This window comes from Bdellovibrio sp. (assembly GCF_036384735.1).
Classification (GTDB): Bacteria; Bdellovibrionota; Bdellovibrionia; order Bdellovibrionales; family Bdellovibrionaceae; genus Bdellovibrio.
Window position 1 is genome coordinate 29,098 of sequence record NZ_DASVLT010000063.1, and the last position, 21,757, is coordinate 50,854.

The following is a 21,757-nucleotide window of genomic DNA, read 5'->3' on the forward strand; positions in this document are numbered from 1 at the left end:
ACAGGACGTGGGAGCGCACACATGAAGTCGAGAATTCTAGTCGTCGATGACGAAGAATCAATACGCGAGTTTTTAGAGATCATGCTTAAAAAAGAAGGCTATGAAGTGACTTTGGCTGAAGACGGCCAAAAAGCGAAAGACCTTCTTACGAAAAAAACTTTCGACATGATCATTTCAGATCTTCAGATGCCGCACGTTACTGGTATCGAACTTTTGAAACACGTAAAGGAAACTTATCCTGATACAGTGTTTATGTTGATCACAGCATTCGGTACAACTGAAACAGCTGTTGAAGCGATGAAGATGGGCGCGTATGACTATTTGACGAAGCCTTTCAAAATCGACGAAGTTCGCATGAACATCCAAAATGCTCTTCGTTCTAGAAACCTTGAAGTAGAAAATAGAACTCTTAAAAAAGAGTTGGTGAAAGAATACTCTTTTCAAAACATGGTTGGTAACTCGCCAGCGATGCATGCGATCTACGATATGGTTAAGCGTGTATCTCAAACGCCAACTAACGTTTTGATCACAGGGGAATCTGGTACCGGTAAAGAGGTCGTTGCAAAAGCGATTCACTACAACGGTCCGTTGAAAGACAAACCGTTTGTCACAGTGAACTGCGGTGCGATTCCGGAAAATTTAATGGAATCAGAAATGTTCGGTCACAAAAAAGGTTCCTTCACGGGGGCTGTGGCTGATAAAGCGGGTCTTTTCGAAGTTGCCGACGGCGGTACATTGTTCCTTGATGAGGTCGGTGAGTTGCCATTGACGATCCAAGTAAAATTACTTCGTGCGATCCAAGAACGTGTGATCCGCAGAGTAGGTGCGACTGAAGACATGAAAGTCGATGTTCGTATCATCGCTGCGACAAATAGAAATCTTGAAGAGATGGTTTCTAAAGGAACTTTCCGTCAAGATTTGTTCTACCGTTTGAACGTTATCAATATCAGAACTCCGGGTCTTCGTGAGCGTCGCGAAGACGTGCCATTGCTCGCGAATCACTTCTTAAAAAAGTACAACGAGCGTTTGGGAAAAAACATCGGTGCGATCAGCACTGAAGCTATGGAGATTTTGAAAAAGTACGATTACCCAGGTAACGTGCGTGAGCTTGAAAACTTGATCGAGCGCACTGTGGCGCTTGAAGGTGGCGCAACGATTCTTCCAGAGTCATTACCCCCGATGGTGAATACATCTTCAGGTCGTAAAATGGCTTCTTCCAATGAAATCGAAATCGGTGACGATGGCGTTGATTTGGATAAGGTCATGGGACAAATTGAAAAAGAGCTTTTGGTAAAAGCAATCCATGCCGCAGGCGGTGTGAAAAAGAGAGCGGCCAAACTTCTTCATATTTCTTTCCGTTCTATGCGCTACCGCATCGAGAAATATAATCTTGGTGTTGTGGGTGACGATGAACTTGATGACGAATAATTGAGTGAAGAGGGTTGAAAATGGGATCTAAAGACAACAAGAAAATCATCGGACTTTTGAATGAGATCATCGAAATGGAGATCTCTGCCGTTGTCCGCTATCTTCACTATGCCTTGATGATCAAAGGACCTAATCGTATTCCAATCGTGAAGTGGTTCCACGATCAAGCAAATGAAGGTTATGCACATGCTTCTTTGATAGGTGAAAAGATCACGGCATTGGGCGGTCATCCCTCTTTGAAAGTAAGCCCGGTTCCTGAAACTAAAACACATAAAGTTTTAGATATCTTGAAAGAAAGCCTAGAGTTTGAAGAAAGAGCCCTTGATAAATACAAAGAGCTTTTGAGACACGTAGGTGACGACATCGCTCTTGAAGAGCTTGTGCGTGAACAAATCCGCAACGAGACAGAGCATATTGAAGAATGCATGAAGATGCTCGATACAACTCATTAAGATGGATTGAAAATTGGAATTCGAAACCACGCCCTTAAAAGCGTGGTTTTTTTATGTCAAAAATTCAGTTCTCAATCCGAGAAAAATTTTAATCCCGAAGCTGTAACTTTCAGCCTGACTTGAGCGAAGGTAGTATTGAACCATCTTTAAAAGCGCCAAAGCGCTCGGAGGCCTTTGTGGGATTCCTATCTAAGAGTTTAAAGCTAAGTCTTATTCTTTCAAGCCTGGTGGCATCTACAGCCCTTGCGAAAATGACCCCAGGTAAATCATCTAAAATGCAGGATAAGGTGCCCACAACGCAAACGGCGATTCTTGCTGGTGGATGTTTCTGGGGTATGGAAGAGGTTTTTAGAAAGATACCAGGAGTTGTCTCTACCGAAGTCGGCTACACGGGTGGCACCAAGGTGAATCCAAGTTATGAAGATGTCAGCAGCGGCTCCACAGGGCATGCGGAATCTTTGAAACTGGAATTTGATCCGAATAAAATCTCTTACGAGGATGTGCTAAAGATATTCTTCCGTATGCATGATCCGACATCAATGAATCGTCAGGGAAATGACGTGGGCACGCAGTATCGTTCGGAGATTTTCTATCTGAACGCTCAGCAAAAGCAGACCGCCGAGAAAGTCATGAAGCTCGTCAATGATTCGAAGAAGTGGCCAGGTCCCGTCGTCACTAAGTTAGAGTCTGCAAAAAAGTTTTATCCTGCTGAGGATTATCATCAGAAGTATCTCGTGAAAAATCCGAATGGCTACAACGATCACTACTTAAGAAACTTCCAATTTTAAAAAGAAAAAAGCCCGGGATATCCGGGCTTTTTTCTTTCACGTTAAATTCAAAAAATTACTGAGCCGCAGTCACTGGAATTTCAATGTGTTGGTGAACACCGTTGAAATCAAAATCAATGCGAACTGTCCAAGTGCCAGGCATTACAAACCATGCATTTGTGATTGTGTAGTGGTTCTGACCATTATCAGCAACTTCGAAAGGCGCAGAACCATGGCCGTGGCTACCCATCTGCATCCACATATCAATTTTGAAGTTGTTAATCGGCTGATTGTCCGGAGTTTCAATATGCGCGACGAAAGATCCTTCTGTTGAAGTGTTCACATCTGCTAGGAAGTGCAAATGTGCGCAAATAGTTTGGCTCGCATCAGTGCAGAACTCGCCCGTGTGATCGCCTTTATGAGGGCTTGTTGTGGTTGCGTCGCCGCCGTCGTCGTGACCGTCGTGAGCAAAGGCAGAGAACGCCAATAGAGAAGATAAACATACAACAACAAATGCTTTCATAATGAACTCCTGATAGGGAGGGATTTATCGAAAAGAAGTCACATCGTCGAGAAAGAAAAGGGAGGTGCAACAAAGAGATGCGCACTCCAAACATTGTGATCTGATGGAAATTCACTCTCAAATAGCGCATAACGACTCTCGTGAAGTTAAAAGGAATTTTGACCCCACTTTGACTGCAAATCCTTGCAGGGTGCGGTTTTCATGAAAACCAAGTGATTCTATAGGGATAGTTAACAAAAGTGACTTATTGAAAGAGTTAAACTTTTTTTAATACGCGCTTTGATTATCGAGGTGGATCAGGTAGAATGACGACTATGAAGGTAAATCAAATTAGCAAACTTATTAAAGATACTGGTTTGAGCCCGGAACGCCTAGCAGGCTACTTCCAAGTCTCCAACATGACATTGCGTCGCTGGTTGAAAAAACCAATTACGTATAAAATCCCATCTCAGTATGAAACCAATCTTCACCAAGGTATTTTAACTTTGGTACGTGATGGTCTTCTGCCAAAGGAAAATGAGATTGTTTTGGAGTCCTATGACTTCATGCAAACTTTGAGTACGAAGAACTCGTTCATGATGATGGATCTTTCTGTTGAGCAGTTCGAAAAGGGCTTGCAGGACGAAGAGGGGACTGTAGATCTTTGCTTGAAGTTGGGTCAGAAGGAAGAAAGTCTTTCTTACATCCAAAACAATGAAGAGAAATTGAAAGAATACGAAGGCAAGAGCACAAGTTTTGCCGAGAAAATTTCTACGCTATGGAATGTTTTGAAATCAACTGATGTACAAAGAACTCATAAATACGTAGCAATTGGGGCTTTGTTCTATTTGTTATTCCCATTTGATTTCATTCCAGATGCTATTCCTGGTGTTGGGTTCCTAGATGATATCGCTGTTCTTACGATCGCGGTTGATTACTATCTTAGAGCACATAAGCCATTCAAGAGCTAATAACTCGAAAATAGAAACCAAAAAAGGGACCCGTAAGGTCCCTTTTTTATTTCTTCGATGCTTGCTCGTACAGAGGCATCACTTTCGGCATCAAAGACGCAATATGCTTTAAGCGCGTCTCATCGGCAGGGTGGGTGCTCAATAACTCAGGCGGTTTGTCGCCACCAACGGCGCCCATCTTCTTCCAAAGATTCATCGCTTCTTGAGGATTGTATCCCGCGCGAGCCATAAGCTCGACACCCATAGTATCTGCTTCGGACTCTTGAGTGCGACTGTGGGGGAGTGTGAAGATGTAATTAGAAGCCAAACCAATGGCATTTACATAAGGAGCTTGAACAGCACCACTTGCGGAAAGAAGGCCTAAGCCTTTTTGCTTCGCCAGTTCTTCGGCCATTCTTTCGCGACCATGTTCGCGTAAAGCGTGAGAAATTTCATGTCCCATAACTGCTGCGATCTCGCCATCTGTCATCTTGAGTTGTTCAATCAGTCCCGAGTAGAAAATGATTTTACCGCCAGGCATGCAATAAGCATTCAGTTCTTTACTAGAAATCACGTGAACTTCCCACTTCCATTGAAGGGCATCCTTACGGAAGATGGCTGTCTGTGGAATCAAGCGCTTAGAGATTTCAGTCACACGACGAAGTTCATCTCTATTCACATCTAAAGCATGCTTTGCCTGGGCTTCCTTTTTAGTAGCCTCATAGCTTTTTGCAGCCTCTTGATCGATCTCTTCAGAAGAGACTCCCCAAGTAAATTGCGATCGGTTCACACCAGTAGCACCTTGTTCCGTGGTTGTTGCGCAGCCGGTGAATGCGACTGTAGATAAAATAAAAATAGAAATTTTGAGTTGAGTTTTCATGACCGTAGAATTGCAACAAAGGCCAGGATTGTCAAAATCCTAGCCTTTGGGTGTGTCATTGCATCATGCGAATCTGCAGAAAAATTACTGCTTCAGAGTCAAAGGAATCAGATCAACCGCGAAACGTGCGCCGTCTTGATAGTTGTATTTGATATCTCCTGATAAATGCACGGAGTTATTCTCTGGGTCATACAACCAACCACCAATGGCTTTTTGCGGGATGACTTGAGCTTTTCCGGAAGCAAGGTCTTTCTCTGTTCCGTAACGAACGCGAACCATCAATTGACCTTGATCGTTGACGCGAGGACGCTGGCTCAAGAAAATTTCTTTCGCCAAAGTTTTCACAGTGATGTCGTTACCCATTTTCGCAAGGCCCGCACCAAAATCTGTGCTTGTGATATCCATGATATATTTCGAGCGAATCTGATCTGGAGTTCCCGAATTCACGTTGGCAGCGACAACGAATTGCTCCAAACGGTCTGGACCAAATCCAGTGCATTTCCCGTTATTCTTAGGTGTTTTGCCGGTCATGTCGAAGCATTCTGGGTGATATTTCGGATGAATACGCAAGTCCCAGTCTTTTTTAGAATCTGGATCTTTTGCATTCACTAGAACTCCATAAACAGCGACTTTATCTTGTTTGCCGCCTTTGAAATCAACCAAAGTTTTAGCCATCTCTTCAGGACTCACGCGACTTGTAGAGTCGTCAGCGTCAGTCATGATGACAACGATTAGCTGAGCATTCTCGCGGAAGAAACCTTCATTCGTTGCGCCATGGCCTGTGTTTTCAAGAGCCGCAGAAAGGGGAGAGAAGAACTCTTCGATTTCCGGTCCACCTTGGTTGTAAGCCAAAACACCAATGTTCAATGTTTTAGCCAAAGAATCTTTAGTCGCATCTGCTTTTGTGAAGAAACGTTTGTTGATGGCGCGACCATTCAGGTCTTTCACAAAACGCAAATCACCTACTTTAAAAGGTTCTTTATTCATTTTTGCGTAACGTTCGGTACTATCCCAACAAGAAACGACACCGATGTGGTAGTCGATCATTTTATTCTTAACGATACTTTCAGTAAAACGATCGATATTTCGAGCCAAGTTTTCCTGGGCAGATTTCATACTGTCCGAGTTATCAGTCACGAACAAAATATCCACTTGAGGGTTAAAGTCTAACTGACTTTGACCACCATCTTCTTGAATCCAATCAAACTTTTGAGATGCGATTGGATCATAGTGTGGAATTTCTGGTTGAGATTGCTCTTCAACCACTGGCTGAGACTGCAAGCCTTTGGATTCAGGACTGCATGCCGCTAGTAATGCCAATGCACCTAAATAAATGGAGAGGGCCAGGATGTGTCTCACATTTTCCTCCTGATATCTTGAGGACATGCTTTCGCAGAAACCTCAAACTTATCGAGTTCATCAATCCAAGGGCGTCCGTCATCCATGAAAACGAGCTGGTCATCGTTTGTTTCTTTGAATTTCCCTTTTTTGTAAGCTGCATCGTTCAAAGCCATATCTGCGTGCATTCTTTGAATCGCCTCAACTTCAACCAAGTTCAATTTTTGAACGATCTTTTTGGTGTCTTCGGTTTCCTGTTGAGCCAACATTGCCATGCGAGCTTTTAACTTACTCATAGCATCTTGGTTCATACGCTCTAAAGAACCTTGAAGTTTCACCATCGTGCTGTTTTCAGACTTCAAGATCTCGAGGGCTTTTTGTGTAACTTTATAACGAAGAAGTTCTGACTGAAGCGTCATATCTTTGTAGTACAAAATCGGTAAGTGCAAGAAAGAATCGCCCAAGTCCTTTGCCTGAAGAGGCAAAAGATTTGTTTTTGCGATCACATTCGAAAAGGCGTTATTCATTCCTGTTTTTGTCAAGTTTTGCACATCAATGATACGTGCTCTTTGCTTTTCCTTGAACATTTGGTTTGTTGCAAAGATCCCTTTGTAATCGCAGATTTTCAGCTGACTCAAAGATTGAAGGAAGTAAGACTCTGGATTCACCACTTCGGCAAACTGAGGGCTTAGCAAAGTCTTGCTTTGTGCAATGGCTTTTTCAGAATCGTTTTGGCGATAGTAATTCCAACCTTTTTCTTCAACTGCTTGGAACCAATAGTCAGTTCCTTTTGGAATCTGATTGTACAAAGCTAAAGAAGCATCGAATTGTTTCTTGGCGAAAAGTTCACGAGCTTTTTCTAGCTTTTCTTTGTTGGAGCAATCTAAGCAGGCAAGAGCCGTCTTCTCTAAAACCTTCATGTCCAAAAGACTTACAAGGTTTTTGGAGTCGTTGGCTTTTACAGCCGTCTTAAAAGATTGACCCCAAGCATCCACAGAGAAGCGCTCTTCAGCCATTGCGGAAGTCGCAATAGACATAAGGCAAGTAACTATGATGGTGCTAGCGATCAACGATTTTGGGCTCATAAAATCCATCCCAAACCAAGAGTACCAACGCCGGTATCAAGTTGACGTGAACCAGTCACTGGGTTGTCTTTATAAGTTTGATATCTGAACTCTGCACGAGCAGAAAGATGTTTCGAAATCCAAGCAGCCACACCCACGCCCGCGGTCACAAGACCAGTTGTGCCAGATGAAAGAGTGATTTGACCGCCACCTGCAAGCAAGTAAAGGTCAAATTGAGTGACACCCATATCAAGGAAGCTTGTTTTACCATAGATTGGATACCAGTTCGCAACGGCCATCATGGCATTTTTAGGATAGTCGATATCAACGGCGTAGCCTTGAGTACCAGCAGCTTTAGCAGCAGCAGCTTGGTCGAATACGCGTTGACCTTCTGAGGTCAAATTGTTGGCGTAATCATAATAACGAGCGCCAACAGACCAGCGTGGGTTGATGTGGTAGTCCACAGACAGTCCAGCGCTTTGCGTTCTAAGATAAGAATCACCGCCAATAACGCCGCCGTAAGAAAGACCGAATTCAACACGGTTTCTTCTTGGCACAAGTCGCTCTTGAACTACGCGTGAACGTGTTTCAGATTTGATGTTTTGAGCCATTTCCATTAACTCTTCATTACCACCTAAAGAGTCGATGTCTTCAGTGACATTCAAATTTTTATTTGCAGTTTTATTACTCGCAGCGAAAGACACATTTGTCCAAGAGAAAGCAGCTGCAAGGATAAGGAGGCTGATGATCTTACTTGTTTTCATCTTTTTTCTCCGTAGAGCAAAGTGCTTGCTCAGTAGTGGCATTAACAACTTTCAAAGAATAAGCAGTCGTTTCAGAAGTACGACCATTCACTGTGCTGGTCGCTGACATATCGATACTGCCAGCAACCTGATCCAAGGCTGCATCACAAGGAACTGTCCAAGCCAATGTACAGTCTTGTTTGTTCGCTCCAGCTGTAGAAGCTTGGCATGTAACTGAAGGCTTACCAGCCAATGTTGAATCTTTCGTTTCAACAGCAACTGCCGCTGCTGCGTCCGCTGAAGCTACTGCGAACTTCAAGTTCACAACTTGACCGCGAGATACTTCCAAGCTTTGTTGCGCAAGACCTGACAAGTCAAAGCGAGGAGCTGTGATTGTCTTCGTGTATTTGATTTTGATTTGAGTTAATTGCTCTGGTGTCGCAAGACCGAAAGGGCTGTAAGCTTTGAAGCTCAAACGAACACGAGTGCCGTCAGAATTCTTCATGATAGTGCCATCTTTAGCTAATTGCGGTTGAACAGAAATATTCTTTGTATCGAATAACAAAGAGAACTTCCATTTTGAATCACCAAGATACTCAGCATCTTTTTGATTCAAGTCGGCAACCACATAACGAGAGCCATCTAGTTCAAGGAAGCTGTTACCAGCAGTATAGCTAACGCCATCATAGCTAACAACCAAGCGAGGTTTTGCGGAAGCAGAACCATCGATACCCGGAACGTTCACTGTCACAGAGAATGGAGTCAATTGACCTTCAGAAACTTCAGAAGGCAAGCTTTGAACAGTTAAAGCAGAAGGAGCTTCTTGGTTTCTGAAAAGGAACAAGTTGATTTCTTTTTCGCGAACAAGACCTTTAAGTTGAGCTGCGTTTTTAGCGTCGGCTGCAACGATGATCTCTGCAGTTAATTTCACAGTGTAAGTCTTCATGCTGGCGTTTGAAGGCACAGTATAAAGAGCTGGTTTCCAAGTGATGTTGTAAAGATCTTTTTCTTGACCAGCCGTCGTCAAAGTCGCACCGTCCGGAAGACCCGTCGCAGACAATTTTACTTGTACGCCTGGGATCAACACGCGAGCGCGAACTTTGAAAGTTGCCTCTTGGCCTTCGTTGAAAGTCATTTGTGAATCTGGGGTGATGACGATGAACTTGTCATCGATCGTAGATTCTTCTTTAACAACTTGAACAGGTTTTTCTACAACCACAGTATTCGTGATAACACGAGGTTTCTCGGGGCCTGTTGCTAGCTGCTCTTTAGAGTACTTGCGTACTTCGTCAAGGCTAACGCCAGAACCTGAAGTTGGATCTTTCTTCCAACCGCCGCAACCTGCAAGTGACAAACCGACAGGAAGAAGGACAAGAAACGATTTAATGTGATTCATAAAAACCTCTCAACTGTTCAAGCAAACGACTTGAGGTCGTTTTATCGACTGCTGACGCGAGTCAACTCAAACGGATAAAGAACATCCACATTCACTTTGCCAACTGGGTGAGGGAACTGCCATGTACGCATTCTTTGAATCATGCAGTTCTCAACAAGGCTTGAACCCAACGAAGATTGAGCTACTTTTGCCATGGTGATTCTTCCAGCAGGGCCAATAGTAAAATCAACTGCTACACGACCACCAATTGTTGGAGCCGCTTGCAAACCTTTTTCGTAACAATAGATGATTTGACCTTTGTTGCGATTAATAACAGCGATGATTTGGTCGCGGTCCAAACCGCCTTCAACAGTTGCTTCCTCGTCAATTGGAAGACTGACAGCAGATGTACCACCAACCATATTCATTTTGCCGTAACCAGCTTTACCACCACCAACACCACGAGTGCCGTAGCCACCCGCAGATTGAGCACGACCGCCTTGACCAGCGCTGCCAGCGATCAAGCCGTTGCCTGGAAGGTAACCTCTGATGCCGCCTCGACCAGCACTACCAACTCCGCCGCCGCCACTGCCAGTACCGGCAGCACGGATCGCTTTCATGGATTTAGAATCAAGACCTTCATAACCTTTAGCGCCGTGTGGAGTACCACCCAAAGCAGCCAAAGCACCTACGCGCTCTACATTCACAGCTTTCGCTGTTTTCACAGGGTAAGCTTTTGTTTTAAGAGTTCTTTTGATTTGTTGGTGAGCCAATTTATTAGTGTGTTTTAATTTGTGCTCAGAAACTTTCACGTGCGGACGATTTTCCGGTTTTGCTACAGGAGTTTCTTCCTTAGGCATAACGATCGTCACAAGTGGAGTTTCATCTTTTTTATTAAAATAATTAGCCCAAACCCAAGCGCCAGCCATCAAAACAAAGACTGCAATCAAATGACCTAGAGTGGTCTTTTGAATGATTGTCTTAAGTTCTTCGTCATCCGTTTGATCTGGGAGGCTATAAATAGGGCTATTAACGGCTTTAGCATTTGCAAGGCGCAAAGAGCCAATACCATCAAGAGCCAAACCTTCTTCTGTCAGTTGAGAGATCTCAACACGTTTCAGAAGACGGTAGTCCACTTTGTTATCGTCCAAAGAATCAAGACGAGTGTAGGCTTCGACACGGCGTTTGTCTTTGAGGTAAACGATATTCAAAGCTTCAGCATCAACCGCGAAGGTACGAACCTTCTGGCCTAGTTGATTTTCTAAAATTAAAAGCTTTGCTGATCCCATGTCCAATTCCTAGTTTCTTTGTTGATCGTCTTGGATTCTGTCCGCGAACTGCGTTCTTCCACCAAGAAGATCTTCTAACAATTTGTCGTTCTCTACGGCGGCCTTCGTGCTCAAGGAACTTTGGTACTTACCTCGTAAGGCGGAACCATCGAACTTGAAGGAGGTGCCGAGTTTTGGCTTCGTGCTTGAGACTTTTTTCACTGAATCAGTGTCTGTTGTCTCGGCCTTGCTAGCTCCGAAGCTGCTATTCCCAATTAGCAAAAGGGAGGCCAGAAGAAGTGCTGTTTTCATAGGCTAGTTCCTCTCTGGATTTGATTTAAACGGGCTTCCAAGTATGACGGCATAAGAGGATGACCAATTTTTGTCTCTACCATTTTCAAGTTTTCGAGATCTTTCACATTATCTGGGTTTTCAGAGACCGTTTGGCGGGCCGCTGCTAGGTCTCTGTTAGACAATGTGGAAGAGTGAAGAGCGTCAGCGATTGCGGATTTCATCTTACCTCTGCCTGGAAGGTCATCGATCATGACCATTTCACGAGATAAAAGCTTTTGAATTTCAGGTCTTGCGCCTTTGTAGTCTTTGGCAAGCTGAGCCAACGCTGGTGAGTTGTTCCACAGGTCTTGCATCTTTTGTTGGGCTGTTTTTGCCTTCAACAGGAACGGTTTAGAGCGAGCCTTCAAAGCGTCGACATATTGACGTTGTTGGGCAGCTGTAAGACCTTTTGGCATATCCGTGCCAGACAAATCCTTCACAAAACGTGTATTTTCCTCGGCAACGATATTCAAGGCCACTAACTGAGCTGCGATATCATGTGTGCGAAGTGATTCAGCCAAAGTATCATCAGCCTTCTTCAGCAATTTCATACGTTGAGTGATCGATTTACCAAGGGCTTTGTCGTTATCGTCATTCATTTTTGCTTTAGAAATCTGCTCTTTAACAGAGGCCAATTTCACATAGAAATCCTGCTTATTAATGAATTGAGTGGCAGATTGTTTGCGCATCTCTTTCATCTCAAGGATAGATTGCAAACCAGCTTTGCTTCCTGTTTTTGCGTAAACAAGCAATGTTGTTTCATTCAACAATGAAGGCTTACGACGAAGCTCGCCAGATTGAACTTTCAATTCCTTCGTAGGATTGCTTGAAAGAAGAACTAAGCGTGAACGAACAACTAAAGCGCGATCGCCAGTCAAACCCAAAGACAAAGCATCTTTGTAGTGTTTTTCTGCGGGCATTCCAGCCAAGTCAGCTAAAGTACCCAGGCGGAAAGCCATTTCTTTGGCAGGTACTTTTGAGTTGTGCATTTTCAAAGCTGTTTTATAAGCGTTTGCGAAATCAAGTTTGTGCTCGTAGTAACCGGTCAACTGCTCAAGATATTGTTCCTTCTTAGCAGATGGAGTTTCTGGAATATTGATCAAAGCATATAAAGCTTTAGCATAAACTTCATCTTCGCCCAGTTTCTTCGCGATGATGCTTAAGTTCGTATAAATCAAAATACGTTCGTCTGATTTTGCTCCGTCCAGTTTTGTTTTCAAAACTGTTTTCATGACGGATTTAAGGTCCGACTTTGATGATTTCGGATTATTTGCTACTTCAGCCACTTGATTCATCAAGGCTTTACGTGCAATACCAGCGTATTCAGATTGGTTCGCCGGGAAAATCTCTGCGTAATCCCAAGCAAGTTCCTGGATTGCACCATCTTGCATCATTTGCGCCAAACTATCCAAAGCGAGATCCGCTGATTTTTTGCGAAGATCTGTCTTAGCACCTTTTTCACGAGCCAAATCGTCAAATGCTTTTGAAGCATCTTTTAGATTTTTCTGTGTGTAAAGCAAGTAAGCTTGTTGATAACGAACTTCATAGTACTTGTCGTCTTTCGTCGCATTTTTCAAATAGTGACCGTAAGCCGCGTTTTGCAAAGAAGTGTTTTGAGATTTTTCAGCAGCGGCCACTTCATTCAACAATGCTTCGTTTCTTTCTTTGTTAGAGAAAGAGCGACTGTCACTGATCGTTTTATAAAGTTCTACAGCCAACGGATAATTACCCAAATCCATAGCGACTTGAGAACCACGTTGGATCATTTCTTTATCCTCAGGGAATGTCTTTGCGTAGATCACATACGCATCTAACAAGTCCTGGTCAGGTTTAACTTTTTTAGAACGATGTAATTCCGTTACATAACGTTTCATCGTTTTTTGAAGTTCTTGGCACTTCGAAGCGTCATCACAATTTGTGTTTTTATAAGCTTCGGCAGCTTTAGCGAAGTCCTTTGTTGATTGGCTTGTTTCACCGCGGTCATAGTTCACTTGAGCCAAACGAACGAAAGCATCCAAGCGCTCTTGCTTATTCAAATCTGGTTGATCCATGTAGCGATTCAAGATTTGGTGAGCGGCTTGTTTTTGACCAACGCGGTCAGCTTCTTGGGCAAAGTTCAAAAGCAATTCTTTGCGTTTTGCTTGTGGAGAAAGCTTCTCGTAAGAGGCAATTTCTTTCGTCGTAATATTTTGACGGGCATAGAATGTGCCCAGGTCTCTCACGATGTCTGTGTGGAAAACAGGGTCATAGTTGCTGCCAGTTTCAGTGTCTTTAGTGATTTGAGAAGGATCTTTCAAAAGACCTTCAAGAGTCGCAATTGCAGACTTTAAGTGATCAGTATTGAAATCACACCAAGCCATGTTGTAGATCGCTAGCGCGCGATTCTCTAAGTTTTTATCTTTAAGAGCGATTGTGTAGTGCTCTTTAGCTTCTTTGAATTTGCCTTTTTGGAAAAGCAAATCACCCAAAGAGGCATGAGATCTCGAAACGATCCCTGCATCGATGGATTTTGCTTTAGCTTCTTTAATGATGCGTTCGAAAAGTACGATGGACTGGTCAGGTTGTCCCGCCATTTCGTACAAGTGCGCCAATTGGAAAAGGATCGGACCATGCTCGTTCAACTTTACTTCGCTCAAAAGATTTTCGTAAATCTTGATAGCGCGTTGACGATCGTCTTTAGATCCTTTGCAATTGTCGCAGTTCGCTTCAACTTCTTGCATAAAACGCGTGCGGGCTCTTTCCGCGAGCGTGTCTGCAAGACGCTGTTGCGTTGGAATCCATGATGGATCTTTATGATCCATAAGGTCCAGCACACGGTCCATTTTCTTAATGACTAGATCTTGTGTGTCGTTGTTCATTTTCTCCGCACGGACCGTGTGGGTGAAAAGAACACCGGCAACGACTACATTTAAAAATAGAAGGTGCTTATGTGTTTTCATTATTTAGGTACAACCGCAAATTTGAGTTTTTCAATGCCAGCTTGAGACCCTGCTTTAAGCAAAGGATCGAGATCGGCATATTTCATCTCTGTGTCTGCTTGAACCATCAATTCTACGTTTTGTTCCGTAGATTGCTTTTTAAGTTCGGCCAACTTGTCGCTGAGTTGCGATCCTTGAACTTGTTTGTCGTTCAAGAAGTAGTTGCCTTTTTCAATACGAAGGATGGCTGTCTCTTTTTCAACGCCTTGGCTGTGGGACGCTTGTGGCAGCGACAATTGCGATGGAATGTTCGCCTCGATGCCGCTGTTTTGCGTACCGATCAACAAATAGATCACGATGATGGAGAAGGCATCAATCAATGAAGTCAAAGGCAATGCAATCGCCATTTCACGACGCATCGGACTCTTCTTCTTCGCGCCCGCACCCAAGACTTGTGTTTCTTGAAGTGGAGAGCGCTTGTTGTTTGTTTGCAAGAACGATGATGTTTTCATAACTATTATCCCAGAGGGGACAAGCCCACTCCTTCAAATTGATTTTCTTTCAATTGATCCATGATCTTAATCACATCGCCGTAAGAGCTTTGAGCCCCTGGACGAACAATGCCTGTTTTCAAGTCTGGATACTTGGCTTTAAGATCCGCAAGTTTTGCTTGCAGAGCATCCCAGTTCACGCTTTTGCCTGAACGGGCCAAACGTGTTTCAGAAGTTTGTAGCTTCGGAAGGTCACGCACGGAAAGCTCTACCGAACCATCAGCATTCAAAGTCACCCATAGCGATGGAGGATTTTTTGCTCCTGCAGTGGAGTTGTCGCCGATAGCTTGTTTCGTATCCAAAGTTCCGATCTGAATCCATACGGCTGTAAGCAACAAGAAGCAGATCAATACAGACAAAATGTCCAAGATCGGCAAAATGTTGATTTCAAAGTTCAACTTATCGTTGCTGTTGCTGGATCCGCTCATAAAATCCGTCCTTTAATTATTTCTTGTCAGTCACGGGCTCGTAGTGAAAGCCCAATTGAATGAACAAGTTCAAAGCTGCTTTATTCAAATCATCCGTCAAACGAGACGCACGATTTTGAAGAACCGCGTACATGATCAAAGCAGGCACTGCCACGATCAAACCGTATGCTGTTGTATTCATCGCAAGAGAGATACCTTTAGAAAGGATCGTTGCTTTTTCAACTGGATTTGCGTTCGCGATACCAGCGAAAGAGTGGATAAGACCTGTGATCGTACCCAAAAGACCCATCAATGTCGCAACGTTGGCGAACATCGCAAGGAAACCAATACGTTTTTCCACGCGTGTGTTTTCCTCTAAGAGGATTTCGTCCATTTTCAATTGAATCTCTTCTTTGCCGCCAAGATCGATAGCAGCCTGGATACCTGCAGAAGCCACTGTTCCGAGAGGTTCTTTCGCGCTCATTTGCAATGAACGACGAAGAGCTTTATCCAATTGACCTGCACGGATGTCTTCCGCGATCAATTTAGACAATTCTTTTTGATTTGTTTTGCGAGACACAAATAGTGCGTGGGATCTTTCTAAGATGATCGCCACGGAAACGATTTGAGCTGCTAAAATCGCCCACATCCAAAGAGCATCTGAAGAAGTGAAGGCGCGACCTAGTGAAAACAAGAATTCCATATTAAAATCCTCCATTAAAGATTTCCGGAATCCTGTAAAAGCAACGCCAATGCCACTGGCTATATCGATCTGAAACGCTTAGAACATGTAATGTGTGAAGAAAATTAGCAGGGGTGACAATTTAGGGCGTCACTCTAAAAAAATATGCAGTGATGATGGAAAATATAGAAAAAGAAACTCCGGCGCGGGGCCGGAGTTTTTATCTTAAAAACTAGAAACTTCCTGTGACCGAAGCTGAAGCCCAATAAGGCATATCAAGACGAATATCATCTTTATTGATGGCATCGCGGTAGAATGAAACTCCCCCTTCGAGAGCGGCGTTCACGCCATAGAATGAAGGGCTTGTTACCTTCGCAACAATTTCTGTATCCCAGTTGATCTGCGGAGCATGATAGTACTGATGACCGTCACCGTGGATCGCTGGGTCGAAACTTGGATCAGAGGCACTGCCATAGTTATTGTGAAGCTCATACTTATCGTCGCGCCCTTGAACTGCATCACGGGCTTTGTAGTTACCAGCAACACCTGCTTCAAAATATTTTGTGAAGTGATAGCGACTTCCAACACCTAAAACGAGTTCATTGCCCAGAGCCCAACCATTTTCATTGCGACCGCCACGAACAGTGGCTTGCGCACGAGCAGAGTTTTCTAGTTTTGAGACGGTGTAAGAATAAGTTGTACCAAGAATAAGATCCGGAGTTCCTGAGCCCAACTGCATGTTGTATGCGGCTCTTTGGCTTGGAACAGACGTAAAGTATTCATTCACGCTTCCAGTTGGCAACGTCACGCTGATATCAGCTAAAAGCAAGTTCGTGCCATCAGCTACAAGAGGAGTCATACCCATCAAGCGAATGTCGCCCAATCCTTCTGTGTAATCGCGAGTTTTGACGTTCGCACCTGCTGGAGTGGGCTCGTAAATTGTCTCAACCATGTTCTTGATATAAGGAACGAATGCGAACAAAGTCCATTTTGGTGAATACAACCAAGTCGCTGTCACCATGTGAAGATCTACAGTCGAAGCATCAAATTTGTAGATGCGCGTATCTGCGGCGTTAGTGCCTTGGAGATCGTATTTGTAGTAGCTATAAGTGAGGAAGTAACTTGGCGGCTTAGGAGCCGTTGTTGTCGTCACGCCCGTAGCATCTGTCGGTGCCGCGGTGGTAGTTCCGGCCTTTGTCGTTGTTTCTTCCGCCGCGTTTGCCAGCTGAGTATGAGTTGCTCCCCAAACTGCAAGTGCCGCAAGAAGAAGCTTTGTTTTCTTCATTCAATCCCCCGAAAAAATAAAGTGATTACTTTAAGAACGAACCCATAAAACTTGCGAACGCGAATATTAGTCAATAAAAATCAAATCAAAATAAATAGAGTAAATACTCAATTCTAAGACTGGGAATTGGAAATTTCATTGGGACAATTCACAGTTAGCTGTCAAAAACCTAGTCAGTCAAAGAGCGTTAAAAATCAGTTATACGCGGTAGATGGTGGACAGATTCTTGAAAAGAAGAAGTCATCACCAATAAGGAATTTAATATGAAGAAAACTTTGATGTATCTGTTTGCGTCTTCAATGTTGTTGTCTCAGGTTGCTTTGGCGGCGGGAACCGTGACATCGCCAAATAAACATTCAGATCCCGTTGGTGACGTTGATAACAAACCCGTAGCCTGGTGCCAGGATCTAGAGACTGATTTAAAGAGCACAGATTTCAAACGCGAAGGCGATGAGTATGTTGTGCAAATGGAAGTAACAAAAGAAATCAAAAAAACAGACGGCTACAAAGAGTATTATTTCTGGCTCGACATCACTCATGATTCCAACAAAGGTTATACGCCGTATTTACCTGACTCTGCGGCTTGGCCTGACATGTTTGCGAACTATCGTATTTTTTATTCCGTAAATGTTTATCGTGATGAAAACGGCAGCCGTCCTGAAGAGCGCATTGCCATTCAGAATTGTTTCGAGCGCGATTGCTCTCGTGATGAAGGCATGTACAGCACTAACGACGTAAAGGTCTCTGTGGTTGGCAATACGGTTACATTCAGATGGCCGGTCAATCTGCTTCCTGAAATGGCAAAGCATAAAAAGATCCGTGTTGGCTATACGACATACTATGACATGCAAATGTGCAATGGTGAAGATGATAGTCCACAATGGGGCCGCAATGCTTGGGAGATCAAACTCTAAGATCATTATTTGAGGAGTTTTGCTTGAAAGCCGTAGTACAAAGAGTGCAGAGAGCTTCCGTGACTGTTGAGGGTCGGTTGATTTCATCTATAGGTCTCGGATTTCTGACATTACTCGGGGTCGCGAAGGGTGACTCCGAAGAACAATTGCAAAAAATAATTCAGAAGATCAACGCATTACGAATTTTTCCTGATGTCGAAGGAAAGATGAATTTGTCATTGAAAGATGTGGGTGGGGAGCATTTGATTGTTTCTCAATTCACTTTGCTTGGCGATGCCTCCAAAGGAAATCGTCCTAGTTTTATCGGCGCAGAGAGTCCGGAATTGGCAAAAGCCCTTTATGAAAAATCCCTTGAAATCAGTCGATCCCAAGGGATTAAAACATACGGAGGAGTTTTTGGCGCCGACATGAAGATCGATCTTCTGAATGACGGACCGGTTACTTTAATTATTGAACTTTAGGCCACCTGTTCCATGGCGCGAGGGGCGATGGTTCCGTGAACTGTGACTGTCAAAGTTTCTACGGCACGATTCAATGTATCAGCTTGGGCTGAAAGTTCTTCGGCGCTGGCTGCTGCCTCTTCTGAAGAAGCGGCATTGACTTGAGTTGTTTGGTCAAGCTGATTCATAGCTTTATTAATTTGTGAAAGACCGTTGGACTGCTCTTCGCTGGCAGCGGCAATTTCTTTGTTGAGCTCTTCCATTTTTTTGATCGCTGAAAGAATTTCTTCCAAGACTTCGCCGTTCTGGTTCGCTTGCTCATGACTGTGCCCGATTTTTTCAACGCTGGCTTTGATCAAAGAACTGATATCCTTTGCGGCTTCTCCACTTTTTTGCGCAAGATTTCGAACGGCCTCCGCAACAACGGCGAAACCTTTACCTTGCTCTCCGGCGCGAGCGGCTTCAACGGCCGCATTCAAAGCAAGAAGGTTTGTTTGGAAGGCGATACCATCGATTATACCAATGATTTCCTCAATGCGCTTTGTATCAGCAGAGACCTCCACCATGGAATTTAAAAGACTGGCCATGCTAGCTTGGCCACGACATGCTGTTTGATTGGCTTCTTGAGACAGTTTCGCCGCCTGCGCAGTATTATTAGCGTTGACCTGAACCATGGATGTCAACTCTTCCAAAGTTGCTACTGTTTCCTCTAAAGAGGAGGCCTGCTCTGTTGTAGCTTCTGATAGCTCAACAGATGCCGATGCGATTTGTTGAGCTGCCTGTGAAACTTGGTTTGAGTTGTCGTTTAAATTCGAAATAATCATATTGATCGTCTTTGAAAGCTTGCGGAGAACAAGTGCACCCACCGTAACACCTATAAGAATACTTAACGCACTTACCGCAATCATGATCATTAAGGCCAGATGATATTGTTCATTCGTTTGCTCAACGGCATCAGACATCCATTTTTCATTGCGATCCGTAATGGAAATAATAATGTCTTCCGCTTTCTTTTTAAGAGGGCCGCCCTCTTTCGAGGCTAGGGCAAAGGCCGCTTTGTCATCGTGTTTTAGGGATAGTTCACGAACTCGTTTCGAGACTTCCCACCAGGCGGCATAGGTTTCTGTAAACTCATGAAGATTGCGTCGTCCCTCTTCTGTTGCGATTGCTGAGTATTGTGACAATCGCTTGTGAATCTCGTCGTGTCGCTTTGACATGAGAGCCTCGATCTTCGCCATGCCTTCAGTGGTTTCTTCAAGAACAAAATTTCGCTCATTCAACATTTGTACATAGAAGAGAGCCCGAATTTCTTTAGCTAAAGAAACCCGGACGGCTGTTGAGCCGACGATATTATTTAATGAAGTTTTGATCTCGCTCATCTTAAAGAGACCAATCGCAACTATTGATAAACTGCCGCAGGCCAAAGTTGCAATGATCGAGCTGATTTTAAAATTAAGACTTTTGGAATTCATATACGATCCTTTTGCGTGAGATGTATACTCATTCGGGATAAGTTAATTTTGACTTAATCTTGCCATGTTTAATTTTTTCCTCATAACCATTTGTGAATGCTTCGACTCACATTTTGAAGAGTTCAGAATTCAAGAACTCTTGAAGCGAATTGAGATTTTTAATGAACAAGAGTCGAGAGGCAAAGGATGAAACTCGTTAGGATGTAAATAAGACCGAGTGTTTCCCCAGAAAAGATACTTTTTAAAAGTTCTTATCGATTTTTAACATGGAACGCTTTCACCACTCGGATCTGTGTTGAAATAAAAAATTACTCCCCGGTGGAGAAAGCATGAGCATCAAATTTCAAAGAGGGCTTCTCAATAGTTAATCTTATGATTTAAATTTTGACAAAGGTAAATAGGGTTGAAAAAAATGTTAGTATCATGAAACGTAAAACTTCGTTGCTTCTTGCTTCAGTGATTTTCTTCGGAACGTTGTTATTGGCCTATTTTATTGGTCACGCTGTTCGCTCTCAATTCGAGCGCGATCAGGGGTATTTTCTCTCTGAGATTGCCAATCAGTTTGCTGGAAAATTAGATCAAGGCATCAATGCTCGATTTGGCGAGATAAAAACCTTGGCAAGCCTAGACGCTATAGCCAATCCCAAATATTCTTTGTCCTCAAAGCGCGAAGTTTTAGAGAAACTGTCTGAGTCCTTTCCCGAGTTTGCTTGGATTGGAATTGCTGACGCTCGCGGGCAGGTGTTGGTTAGCAGTCGCAATATATTATTGGGCGCTGATGTTTCGCAAAGACCGTGGTTTCAGCGGGGGCGGTCTCAACCGACACTTGTTGATGTGCATGATGCCGTTTTGCTAAATAAGGTTTTAGGTGGATCTGAGAAGGAACCTCTTCGCTTTATCGACTGTGCGGCACCTGTTTATTATGACGGCAAATTTGTTGGCGTCCTAGTGGGGCACCTCAGTTGGCATTGGGCCGAAAGCATTTCGCAAGAACTGATGCCTCCTTCAGAGGACCAATCATTCAGACTGACAATATTTTCCAAAGACGGGAAGGTGTTGATCGGAAATAAGGAACAGACTGCTCCGGATTTTTCTAAGGTATTGTCAGCGCAAGGATATTATATCGACAGGAGTTCGAAAGTTTTGGTCGGAGTTGCGAAAACTCAAGGCAATCAACAGGCGGGATTTGAAGATCTTGGATGGATTGTGACCGTCGAGCGTGACACCGATTCAGCCTTCGCATTAGCTTACTCTTTGGAATATAAAATATTGGCCGGGGGACTGTTGTTGGCAATGCTTTCGGCAATTTTAGGCTTGCGTTATAAAATTCATCAAGAGCGCGCACAAAGCTTGTCAGAAAATTTAAATGAGGTCAAAGCCGCGGAAATTTCTGCTCGGAGGTCCAACGAGGCGAAGTCGCAATTCATGGCAGCAATGAGCCATGAAATCAGAACTCCGATGCATGGAGTATTAGGTGTGACAGACCTTCTTTTGGAAACGCCACTTAATGCGGATCAAAGACGATATGCCAGCTTGATCAAATCCTCTGCAGAAAGTTTGTTGGCTGTAATTAATGATGTTTTAGATTATTCCAAAATACATACAAATCAAATTGAACTTGATTCAGAACCATTCTTGGTTTCACAAGTAATCGAACAGACAGTCAATTTGATGCGTCCTGAGGCTAATTTAAAATCTTTAAATCTTCACGTCTATGACACGTCACCAAGCCAGCTTGTGGTTATTGGTGATCCTCGTCGTTTAAGACAAGTCCTTTTAAATTTAATTGGAAATGCGATCAAGTTCACTCACCACGGGGCGATAGATATTTTTGTATCTCAAGAAAAAGAAGACGCAAAATATTCTTATTATAAAATTCAAATCCGTGATTCTGGCATAGGAATTTCTGAAAAGAACCAGCAGCGAATTTTTGAACGTTTCGAGCAAGTGGATAGAAGTCCATCAAGAAAATTCGGTGGCACAGGTTT

General features: G+C 43.6%; 20 protein-coding genes and 2 pseudogenes. 7 read left to right on the forward strand and 15 right to left on the reverse strand.

Features of this window, described 5'->3' with window-relative positions; all coding sequences use genetic code 11:
- Window positions 1-21: 21 nt before the first annotated feature.
- From VF412_RS18390 to msrA, 3 genes are all read left to right on the forward strand, one after another.
- A complete protein-coding gene (locus tag VF412_RS18390) occupies window positions 22-1,428 on the forward strand; it encodes a sigma-54 dependent transcriptional regulator (protein WP_331340733.1) in 1,407 nt (468 codons plus the stop codon).
- 20 nt (window positions 1,429-1,448) lie between these two features.
- On the forward strand, window positions 1,449-1,880 hold the full coding sequence (locus tag VF412_RS18395; RefSeq protein WP_331340734.1) for a ferritin-like domain-containing protein: 432 nt from the start codon (window positions 1,449-1,451) through the stop codon (window positions 1,878-1,880).
- Window positions 1,881-2,056: 176 nt separating this feature from the next.
- Complete coding sequence (gene msrA / locus VF412_RS18400) at window positions 2,057-2,668, forward strand: peptide-methionine (S)-S-oxide reductase MsrA (RefSeq protein WP_331340735.1); 612 nt, start codon at window positions 2,057-2,059, stop codon at window positions 2,666-2,668.
- 55 nt (window positions 2,669-2,723) lie between these two features.
- On the opposite strand, the gene VF412_RS18405 is transcribed toward msrA, so the two are convergent.
- Window positions 2,724-3,170 (reverse strand): FixH family protein, encoded by a 447-nt coding sequence (locus tag VF412_RS18405; RefSeq protein WP_331340736.1) that lies wholly within the window; start codon window positions 3,168-3,170, stop codon window positions 2,724-2,726.
- Window positions 3,171-3,484: 314 nt separating this feature from the next.
- Between VF412_RS18405 and VF412_RS18410 the strand changes: the two genes are divergently transcribed.
- The gene (locus tag VF412_RS18410) at window positions 3,485-4,120 is read left to right on the forward strand and encodes a YkvA family protein (protein WP_331340737.1); all 636 of its coding nucleotides are present in this window, start codon (window positions 3,485-3,487) and stop codon (window positions 4,118-4,120) included.
- 46 nt (window positions 4,121-4,166) lie between these two features.
- Here VF412_RS18410 and VF412_RS18415 read toward each other — a convergent pair whose 3' ends face one another.
- The 12 genes from VF412_RS18415 to VF412_RS18470 all read right to left on the reverse strand — a co-directional run bounded on the left by VF412_RS18415 (window position 4,167) and on the right by VF412_RS18470 (window position 16,943).
- Window positions 4,167-4,979: a M48 family metallopeptidase gene (locus VF412_RS18415; protein WP_331340738.1), complete on the reverse strand. Its 813-nt coding sequence runs from the start codon at window positions 4,977-4,979 to the stop codon at window positions 4,167-4,169.
- Between the two features lie 84 nt (window positions 4,980-5,063).
- Window positions 5,064-6,338 (reverse strand): vWA domain-containing protein, encoded by a 1,275-nt coding sequence (locus VF412_RS18420; RefSeq protein ID WP_331340739.1) that lies wholly within the window; start codon window positions 6,336-6,338, stop codon window positions 5,064-5,066.
- Window positions 6,335-7,402, reverse strand: a complete 1,068-nt coding sequence (locus tag VF412_RS18425) for a hypothetical protein (protein WP_331340740.1) — start codon at window positions 7,400-7,402, stop codon at window positions 6,335-6,337. The genes VF412_RS18420 and VF412_RS18425 overlap by 4 nt, the downstream gene beginning before the upstream one ends.
- A complete protein-coding gene (locus tag VF412_RS18430) occupies window positions 7,399-8,145 on the reverse strand; it encodes an outer membrane beta-barrel domain-containing protein (RefSeq protein ID WP_331340741.1) in 747 nt (248 codons plus the stop codon). The genes VF412_RS18425 and VF412_RS18430 overlap by 4 nt, the downstream gene beginning before the upstream one ends.
- Window positions 8,132-9,520, reverse strand: coding sequence for a hypothetical protein (locus tag VF412_RS18435; RefSeq protein ID WP_331340742.1), 1,389 nt, complete (start codon window positions 9,518-9,520; stop codon window positions 8,132-8,134). Before VF412_RS18435 ends, VF412_RS18430 begins: the two co-directional genes overlap by 14 nt.
- A 41-nt stretch (window positions 9,521-9,561) precedes the next feature.
- Entirely contained in the window at window positions 9,562-10,788 is a 1,227-nt protein-coding gene (locus tag VF412_RS18440) for an AgmX/PglI C-terminal domain-containing protein (RefSeq protein ID WP_331340743.1), read from the reverse strand.
- Between the two features lie 9 nt (window positions 10,789-10,797).
- A complete protein-coding gene (locus VF412_RS18445; protein WP_331340744.1) occupies window positions 10,798-11,079 on the reverse strand; it encodes a hypothetical protein in 282 nt (93 codons plus the stop codon).
- A complete protein-coding gene (locus VF412_RS18450; RefSeq protein WP_331340745.1) occupies window positions 11,076-14,039 on the reverse strand; it encodes a hypothetical protein in 2,964 nt (987 codons plus the stop codon). The genes VF412_RS18445 and VF412_RS18450 overlap by 4 nt, the downstream gene beginning before the upstream one ends.
- Complete coding sequence (locus VF412_RS18455; RefSeq protein WP_331340746.1) at window positions 14,039-14,530, reverse strand: biopolymer transporter ExbD; 492 nt, start codon at window positions 14,528-14,530, stop codon at window positions 14,039-14,041. Before VF412_RS18455 ends, VF412_RS18450 begins: the two co-directional genes overlap by 1 nt.
- Before the next feature lie 5 nt (window positions 14,531-14,535).
- Complete coding sequence (locus VF412_RS18460) at window positions 14,536-14,997, reverse strand: biopolymer transporter ExbD (protein ID WP_331340747.1); 462 nt, start codon at window positions 14,995-14,997, stop codon at window positions 14,536-14,538.
- A 16-nt stretch (window positions 14,998-15,013) separates the two neighbouring features.
- Complete coding sequence (locus VF412_RS18465) at window positions 15,014-15,679, reverse strand: MotA/TolQ/ExbB proton channel family protein (RefSeq protein WP_331340748.1); 666 nt, start codon at window positions 15,677-15,679, stop codon at window positions 15,014-15,016.
- 211 nt (window positions 15,680-15,890) lie between these two features.
- A complete protein-coding gene (locus VF412_RS18470) occupies window positions 15,891-16,943 on the reverse strand; it encodes a hypothetical protein (protein ID WP_331340749.1) in 1,053 nt (350 codons plus the stop codon).
- A gap of 263 nt (window positions 16,944-17,206) precedes the next feature.
- Between VF412_RS18470 and VF412_RS18475 the strand changes: the two genes are divergently transcribed.
- A complete protein-coding gene (locus tag VF412_RS18475) occupies window positions 17,207-17,857 on the forward strand; it encodes a hypothetical protein (protein WP_331340750.1) in 651 nt (216 codons plus the stop codon).
- A gap of 23 nt (window positions 17,858-17,880) precedes the next feature.
- Entirely contained in the window at window positions 17,881-18,318 is a 438-nt protein-coding gene (gene dtd / locus VF412_RS18480; protein WP_331340751.1) for a D-aminoacyl-tRNA deacylase, read from the forward strand.
- Here the strand turns inward: dtd and VF412_RS20105 are convergent.
- Together VF412_RS20105 and VF412_RS20110 are read right to left on the reverse strand one after the other, a co-directional pair.
- Window positions 18,315-19,184: pseudogene (locus VF412_RS20105) on the reverse strand (methyl-accepting chemotaxis protein); the annotation flags it as partial. The gene dtd and the pseudogene VF412_RS20105 sit on opposite strands and share 4 nt — an antisense overlap.
- Window positions 19,185-19,235: 51 nt before the next feature.
- Window positions 19,236-19,769, reverse strand: a pseudogene (locus VF412_RS20110) (MCP four helix bundle domain-containing protein); the annotation flags it as partial.
- 423 nt (window positions 19,770-20,192) lie between these two features.
- Between VF412_RS20110 and VF412_RS18490 the strand changes: the two are divergent.
- A partial coding sequence (locus VF412_RS18490) for a sensor histidine kinase (RefSeq protein WP_331340753.1) occupies window positions 20,193-21,757 on the forward strand: 1,565 nt, incomplete at its 3' end.

What these genes read in the sequence shown, in the direction of transcription:
- VF412_RS18390 (WP_331340733.1), top strand. Translation starts at nt 22, where the DNA reads ATGAAGTCGAGAATTCTAGTCGTCGATGACGAAGAATCAATACGCGAG.
- VF412_RS18435 (WP_331340742.1), bottom strand. Translation starts at nt 9,520, where the DNA reads ATGAATCACATTAAATCGTTTCTTGTCCTTCTTCCTGTCGGTTTGTCA.
- VF412_RS18450 (WP_331340745.1), bottom strand. Translation starts at nt 14,039, where the DNA reads ATGAAAACACATAAGCACCTTCTATTTTTAAATGTAGTCGTTGCCGGT.
- VF412_RS18405 (WP_331340736.1), bottom strand. Translation starts at nt 3,170, where the DNA reads ATGAAAGCATTTGTTGTTGTATGTTTATCTTCTCTATTGGCGTTCTCT.
- VF412_RS18475 (WP_331340750.1), top strand. Translation starts at nt 17,207, where the DNA reads ATGAAGAAAACTTTGATGTATCTGTTTGCGTCTTCAATGTTGTTGTCT.
- VF412_RS18425 (WP_331340740.1), bottom strand. Translation starts at nt 7,402, where the DNA reads ATGAGCCCAAAATCGTTGATCGCTAGCACCATCATAGTTACTTGCCTT.
- VF412_RS18410 (WP_331340737.1), top strand. Translation starts at nt 3,485, where the DNA reads ATGAAGGTAAATCAAATTAGCAAACTTATTAAAGATACTGGTTTGAGC.
- VF412_RS18445 (WP_331340744.1), bottom strand. Translation starts at nt 11,079, where the DNA reads ATGAAAACAGCACTTCTTCTGGCCTCCCTTTTGCTAATTGGGAATAGC.
- VF412_RS18395 (WP_331340734.1), top strand. Translation starts at nt 1,449, where the DNA reads ATGGGATCTAAAGACAACAAGAAAATCATCGGACTTTTGAATGAGATC.
- VF412_RS18430 (WP_331340741.1), bottom strand. Translation starts at nt 8,145, where the DNA reads ATGAAAACAAGTAAGATCATCAGCCTCCTTATCCTTGCAGCTGCTTTC.
- VF412_RS18465 (WP_331340748.1), bottom strand. Translation starts at nt 15,679, where the DNA reads ATGGAATTCTTGTTTTCACTAGGTCGCGCCTTCACTTCTTCAGATGCT.
- VF412_RS18455 (WP_331340746.1), bottom strand. Translation starts at nt 14,530, where the DNA reads ATGAAAACATCATCGTTCTTGCAAACAAACAACAAGCGCTCTCCACTT.
- VF412_RS18440 (WP_331340743.1), bottom strand. Translation starts at nt 10,788, where the DNA reads ATGGGATCAGCAAAGCTTTTAATTTTAGAAAATCAACTAGGCCAGAAG.
- VF412_RS18460 (WP_331340747.1), bottom strand. Translation starts at nt 14,997, where the DNA reads ATGAGCGGATCCAGCAACAGCAACGATAAGTTGAACTTTGAAATCAAC.
- VF412_RS18470 (WP_331340749.1), bottom strand. Translation starts at nt 16,943, where the DNA reads ATGAAGAAAACAAAGCTTCTTCTTGCGGCACTTGCAGTTTGGGGAGCA.
- VF412_RS18415 (WP_331340738.1), bottom strand. Translation starts at nt 4,979, where the DNA reads ATGAAAACTCAACTCAAAATTTCTATTTTTATTTTATCTACAGTCGCA.